The sequence below is a fragment of the Leptolyngbya sp. GB1-A1 genome (assembly GCF_039962475.1).
Taxonomy (GTDB): Bacteria; Cyanobacteriota; Cyanobacteriia; order Elainellales; family Elainellaceae; genus Leptolyngbya_A.
Genome location: NZ_JAMPLI010000014.1, coordinates 126,454 through 133,173 on the forward strand (window position 1 = coordinate 126,454; position 6,720 = coordinate 133,173).

The following is a 6,720-nucleotide window of genomic DNA, read 5'->3' on the forward strand; positions in this document are numbered from 1 at the left end:
GTCTTATCTCTTTCGCTGGATTTACAGAAATAAATTTCTTCCCGGAAAATGCTCTTATTAAAAACAATGCACTTTTGCTCAGGAACTATATGGCAAGCCCTATTGAATTCAAACTTTTTGCTCCGTATAACAATGGGGCTGCGCTGATTGGGTCTTTTTCAGATTGGCAAGAAATCCCGATGCAGAAGGGGGATGACGGCTATTTTCGCGTCACTGTTGATCTGAAGGACGGGTCGTATGAATACAAGTTTAAAGTGCAGTCAAGGTCCTGGTTTTTTGAGCCGGATCAGTGGGTTACTGTCACTGACCCTTACGCAACTGATATTAACGGCATGAGTGCAGAGGAAAACAGCATTGCTCATGTCAAAGACGGTGAGCGAATTGTTGATACATATGTGTGGCAATATGACGATCGCCCGCTGCCCGCCGATCACGAACTGGTGATTTATGAGATGCACATTGCCGATTTTTCAGGCGGCGAAGATGATCCCTATCCGCGTGGTAAATACAAGCACGTCATCGAAAAGCTCGACTATTTGTGTGAATTGGGAATTAATGCGATCGAGCTAATGCCTGTAAAGGAATATCCGGGGAGCTATAGCTGGGGCTACAATCCGCGCCACTTCTTCGCCCCTGAGACAAGCTACGGCACAACCGCAGAACTGAAGCAGATGATTGACGAATGCCACGCTCGCGGAATTCGCGTCATCATGGACGGAATCTATAACCACTCCGAGTCATCATCTCCCCTAACCCAAATCGATCACGACTACTGGTATCACCACGATCCCAAAGACGCAGAGTTCAATTGGGGACCAGAGTTCAACTACGAGCACTACGACGAAAACCTGCAAACCTATCCGGCGCGTCGCTTTGTCGGTGATACTGTGCGCTATTGGGTATCCGAATATCACCTGGATGGCATTCGATATGATGCTGCCCGTCAAATTGCTAACTTTGACTTCTTGCACTGGATTGTGCAGGAAGCCAAGCAAACCGCAGGCGCGAAACCGTTTTACAACATTGCCGAATACATTCCTGAAAATCCTGCGATTACCAATGTGGATGGTCCGATGGATGGCTGCTGGCACGACAGCTTCTACCATACCGTCCTGCCCCACATTCTCGGCGATATGTTTGACCTGGAACGGCTGAAGGATGCGATCAATCCCAAACGTCAGGGTTTTCTGGGCGTGACGAACGTAATTCACTATCTGTCAAACCACGATCACAATCACGTGATGGCAGATTTTGGCGATCGAGGAATTCTAGGCGAAGCAGCCTTTCGTCGCCGCAAGCTGGGTGCAGTGCTGGTGATGACTTCTGTAGGTGTGCCAATGCTCTGGATGGGCGAAGAGTTTGGTGAATACAAACTGAAAACAACCGACCCCGCCAAACTGGACTGGACGCTGTTGAAAAACGAAGAGAATCTGGGTTTGTTTAAGTACTATCAGGGATTGATCGCGCTGCGGAAAAACAACCGCGCCCTGCATACAACCAACATTGATTTCTTTCACGAAAATCCTGATGCCAAGGTTTTTGCCTACGTGCGCTGGAACGAAGAAGGCTCACGGATTGTCGTCGTCGTCAACCTCTCCGATCAGTTTCTCGCAGGTTACCAAATTTCCCATTTTCCTGAAGATGGAATGTGGCATGAATGGACGAAAAACTACGACATTGAAGCAAAGAATGGTTTGTTGACAATCGACCTCGGCGAATACGAGGCGCAAGTGTTTGTCTGGCACTAGGGTTCACCAATTAGTAAAGCTGCACTGCTGCGTGAAATGAGTTGACGAGAAAGAATAATCCTACTTTGCATTGCCTTTTCCGTTTGTGTCTAATTTCTGAAACCGCTAGAGTAGAGAAAAGAGACCTTAAAGCAGCGGCAGGAATTCATGGATAACGAACCGATCGTCCTTATGTCCAGTCGGGAGATCGAAAAGATGCGACAGGCGGGGCAAACGGCAGCTGAGCTGCTGGCATATCTGGAGCCAATGGTAAAGCCCGGAGTCACGACTCAGGAACTCAACGACGCAGCAGAAGAGTGGACGCAAAAGCGAGGGGCAAAAAGCGCGCCTTTGGGCTATCCGAACGGCAGTAGCAATCCCTTTCCGCGATCGATCTGTACAAGTGTGAATGAAGTAGTCTGTCACGGCATCCCCAACATCAAGCAGATTTTACGGGATGGTGACATTATTAATATCGATGTCACGCCCCTAGTGGACGGTTATCATGGCGATACGTCGAAAACCTTTTTTGTGGGCACTCCTTCCCCGATCGCTCGTAAGCTGGTCGAAGTGACGGAAGAATGCTTATGGCGCGGAATCCGCGAAGTCAAACCCAACGCGAAAATTGGTGACATTGGCGCAGCGATTCAGGAATATGCCGAGTCTCAGGGCTTCTCGGTGGTGCGAGATTTTGTTGGGCATGGAGTCGGGCGCACCTTTCACACCGCTCCGCAGATTCCCCATTACGGCACACGCGGCAAAGGCAAAAAGCTCCGTCCCGGCATGGTCTTTACGATCGAACCCATGATCAACGAAGGAACCTGGGAAATTGAAGTGCTAGGGGACAAATGGACTGCTGTGACGATCGATCGCAAGTTATCTGCCCAGTTTGAACACACGGTGGCAGTGACTGAAGACGGCGTAGACATTCTCACGCTACCGCCCGCTTTAGTTCCGGCTTAGGAAGCGACTGTAGAGAAACAAGTCAATTTCTGTGAGGGTTCCAGCTTGAGTAGCCTCCTAGACTCCCAAAACTGGAGAAGTTTGAATGCTGAATCCAGCTCAGTTTCTTCCAGACCGGGTGGGACTAGGAGGCGAGATGTAGCAGTAGTGCACTGCTCCGTTTCCTGGAGTTTTCTAGAAAACAATCTGTCGCCCGATCGCAAACTTTAGCAGTCGATCGGGTGTTTTGCTGTATCTCAGGAGTTTCCAGCGCAGAAATCGCCCGGTGAGCAGCCGTCCGATGCCCTTGAGCCGAGCATAAAGGCGTGCCTGATAAAAATGCCAGTAGCGATTTGAGCTTGTGCCTGCGTAATCGGGCAGAAATGCCAGTTTTCCGGCTAACACATCGGCTCGATGAATGCCGCTCATCCCGTTCTGCTGATGTTCAGGATTCGATCGTCCTCCATGTTCGCCATAGTTACGATAGGCGATGTAGTTTTTAAAGCCGCGAATTCGCAGATATTTCTCGATATCAGAGTCGAAGGTACAGTAGCCTGTGCCCTGCTTCTCGGTGACCTGATCGGCCAGTCCGCAAAGCGTTGCTGCCCCTTCTGGGGTGAGAATATAAGCGACCAGTCCCGTCGAAAATCCTTCGGCATAGCCGTCTGTCGAGAGGGAATATACCTGAGGCGCACAGGTATAAAGCCAGCAGATGCCGACGTTTGGCTGCTCTAAATTAAATGGAAGCGGCAAGTTCCCCATGCCTACCACAGGCACAAAATCTGCTTCAACAATCAGCGTCGGGCGATCGGACTGGGCGGCTTGCTTCCAGGCGCGCTGATGGTTCAGCATACAGCGATAGGTCGCAGCACAATCCTGATATTCAGGGCTATCGTTTTGTCGCAGCACTTCACAGTCAAATCCCAGGAAGGTGAGAACTGCTTCCAGTCGATCGGTATTTTCGCGGTAGGCAATGATCAAGGCTTGTCCGATCGCCTGATTCAGCGGCTGAATGGACGAGCTAATTGACGACTGGGGTGATGGTTTTAACTCGAGACTGCTGGCTGTGATACTGCTGGCTGTAATGTATTGCATAAGCTGCACTGCATCTAAAAATAATTGTCCGCAGTCTATCCAGGCACAAGGGTTGCCCGCCTGAGAATTTTCACGGGATTCGCCTCGCCTCCTGATAGAGTGGGGAAGAGTCGTCTGGACGCTGATGAGTTGCCATGAGTTCGATCGCCCCAAGTCTTGCCCAATCGGTTGAACGCATTCTCGGTGCAGGGGGAGTCGTTTCGTGGGATGCGGCTGATCTGATGCTTCGATCGCAAATTTCCCAGGCAGTCACTCCCAGCACTCAAATTGACTGTATTGCCTATCCTGAAACGCAGGAACAGCTCGCCGAACTCATAGCCTGCGCGGCACAAAATCGCTGGCGAGTGTTCCCCTGCGGAAGTGGCAGCAAGCTGCACTGGGGCGGACTGGCGGGCGGAATTAATTTAGTGATCAGCACCGCTCGGATGAATCGCCTGATCGAACATGCCATTGGCGATCTCACCGTTACCGTAGAAGCAGGAATGCGGCTGGCAGACCTTCGGGCAATCCTGGGGAAAGAAGGACAGTTTCTCGCGATCGATCCTGCCTATCCAGGCCAAGCAACGGTCGGCGGTATTGTGGCAACCGGAGATACAGGCTCACTGCGCCAGCGATACAACAGCGTCCGGGATATGGTGATCGGCATTTCTTTTATACGATCGGATGGCCAGGTGGCAAAAGCAGGCGGACGGGTCGTGAAAAACGTTGCGGGCTACGACCTGATGAAGCTGCTCACGGGTTCTTACGGAACGCTCGGTATGATTAGCCAGATTACCTTCCGCATTTATCCCTTACCTGCCGCTTCTCAAACAGTGGTTCTCACAGGGAATTCAGCGGCGATTGCTCAGGCAGCCTCCACTCTGCTTGCGTCTAGCTTGACTCCGAGCGCGATCGATCTCATTGATGACCGCACAGTAGGAGCCTTGGGACTGGGGGAAGGCGTGGGACTGATGAGTCGCTTTCAGACGATCGAAGTCAGTATCAAGAAACAAACGGAGCAGCTTTTTGCCCTGGAACAGAATCTGGGTTTAGCGGTAACGGTGCAATCCGGCGATGATGAAATGGCTCTGTGGCAACAATTACGAGAAAGAATCGAAACTGACCCCCAACCGTCTACCGTAACCTGCAAAATAGGAGTGTTACCCGCTCAAGCAGTCCAGACGTTGGCGCAGTTCAGCCAGATCGGTGCTGATATGACAGTTGCTCAGATTCACGCCGGAAGTGGTTTAGGCGTTTTGCGGTTTGAATCGATCACCCTCGATGCGCTGCTGAAGCTGCGATCGATCTGCCAGGCACAGGGTGGCTTTCTCTCAGTGCAGGCAGCTCCTCTGGCTCTTAAACAGGCGATCGATGTCTGGGGCAGTTCTGGTTCTTCGCTGGATCTAATGCGCCGCATTAAGCAACAGTTTGACCCGCAATTCCTTTTCAGTTCCGGTCGGTTCGTCGGTGGAATTTAACCCATGACCACAGAATACAGAATTCCTGATACGTCCTATAGTCCTGAGTCTGCTCTGGCTCCCTCAGAAAAAAACTTTGATGCGCAGCATCCGCCCGATCCCAAGCTAATTGATGCCTGCGTTCACTGTGGCTTTTGCCTCTCCACCTGCCCCAGCTATCGCGTGATCGGCAAAGAGATGGACTCGCCGCGCGGACGCATTTATCTGATGGATGCAATCAACGAGGGTCGGGCTCCCCTGAATGAGGCAACGGTGCAGCACTTCGATTCCTGTCTGGGCTGTCTTGCCTGCGTCACCACCTGTCCATCGGGCGTACAGTACGACAAGCTGATTGCTGCGACCCGTCCCCAAATTGAGCGTAACTATTCCCGCAGTTTGGGCGATCGTCTTTTCCGTCAACTTCTGTTCACCTTTTTCCCCCATCCCGATCGCCTGAGAATGCTGCTGGCTCCCCTGATGCTCTATCAGAAACTGGGAATGCCTCAGTTAGTGCGGGCGACGGGGTTGCTGAAAAAATTCTCTCCCCGGCTAGCGGCAATGGAAACGCTGCTGCCCGAAGTGACAGTGAAATCCTTCCAGGACAATTTGCCGACGATCGTTCCGGCGAAGGGCGAAAAGCGGTATCGGGTGGGCATGATTCTCGGCTGTGTGCAGCGATTGTTCTTTAGCGACGTGAACGAAGCCACTGCCAGAGTCCTGACTGCGAACGGCTGCGAAGTTGTGATTCCCAAATCTCAGGGTTGCTGTGCCGCACTCCCCCACCACCAGGGACAGGAAGCCGATGCCCAAGCACTCGCCCGCCAGATGATCGACAGCTTCGAGGATACGGGAGTCGATGCAATCATCATTAACGCTGCGGGATGTGGTCATACGCTGAAGGACTACGGACACCTGTTGCAGGACGACCCAGCGTATCGTGAGAAGGCAAAAGCATTTTCTGCCAAAGTCAAAGATGTACAGGAATTTTTGTGGGCGATCGGCTTAACTGCCAAACTCTCCCCCTTGCAAAGCGAACCTCTAGCAATCGTCTATCAGGATGCCTGTCACCTGCTCCACGGACAAAAGATCAGCCTCCAGCCTCGCCAACTCCTGCGGCAAATTCCGGGTGTAACTTTGAAAGAGCCGATCGATGCAGCCCTTTGCTGCGGTAGTGCAGGCGTTTACAATATGCTCCAGCCAGAAGTGGCGGAAGAACTGGGTCAGCAAAAGGTGCGAAATCTTCTCAACACGGGAGCCAGTCTGATCGCTTCTTCTAATCCGGGCTGCTCGCTACAAATCCTAAAACATTTGGAATTACAGGGTAAAACGATGTCGTTGTTTCACCCGATCGCGCTACTGGATCTCTCAATTCGCGGTATTCCTTTACAAGCGGCTGATACAAGATGCTAGACTTGTCGGGAAATAAGCAAGAATAGAAGGCAGAAATGGGATAAGCAAATGCTGGATATTGAACGGGTGCTGACACAAGACCGCTTGCTGCGCGCTTTAACTGGCTTGAA

Annotated in this window: 4 protein-coding genes and 1 pseudogene; 4 read left to right on the forward strand and 1 reads right to left on the reverse strand. The window is 51.7% G+C overall.

Annotation, left to right across the window (positions count from 1 at the left end):
- The first annotated feature begins 89 nt into the window (after positions 1-89).
- Entirely contained in the window at positions 90-1,748 is a 1,659-nt protein-coding gene (locus NDI45_RS15525; protein ID WP_348247868.1) for an alpha-amylase family glycosyl hydrolase, read from the forward strand.
- 138 nt (positions 1,749-1,886) lie between these two features.
- Positions 1,887-2,690, forward strand: a pseudogene (gene map / locus NDI45_RS15530) (type I methionyl aminopeptidase); the annotation flags it as partial.
- Positions 2,691-2,864: 174 nt separating this feature from the next.
- Here the strand turns inward: map and NDI45_RS15535 are convergent.
- The gene (locus NDI45_RS15535) at positions 2,865-3,764 is read right to left on the reverse strand and encodes an LPS biosynthesis glycosyltransferase (protein ID WP_348247869.1); all 900 of its coding nucleotides are present in this window, start codon (positions 3,762-3,764) and stop codon (positions 2,865-2,867) included.
- Positions 3,765-3,898: 134 nt separating this feature from the next.
- Here NDI45_RS15535 and NDI45_RS15540 point away from each other — a divergent pair, with 134 nt between their 5' ends.
- A complete protein-coding gene (locus tag NDI45_RS15540; RefSeq protein WP_348247870.1) occupies positions 3,899-5,221 on the forward strand; it encodes an FAD-binding oxidoreductase in 1,323 nt (440 codons plus the stop codon).
- A 3-nt stretch (positions 5,222-5,224) separates the two neighbouring features.
- Entirely contained in the window at positions 5,225-6,610 is a 1,386-nt protein-coding gene (locus tag NDI45_RS15545; RefSeq protein ID WP_348247871.1) for a heterodisulfide reductase-related iron-sulfur binding cluster, read from the forward strand.
- The last annotated feature ends 110 nt before the right edge of the window (positions 6,611-6,720 follow it).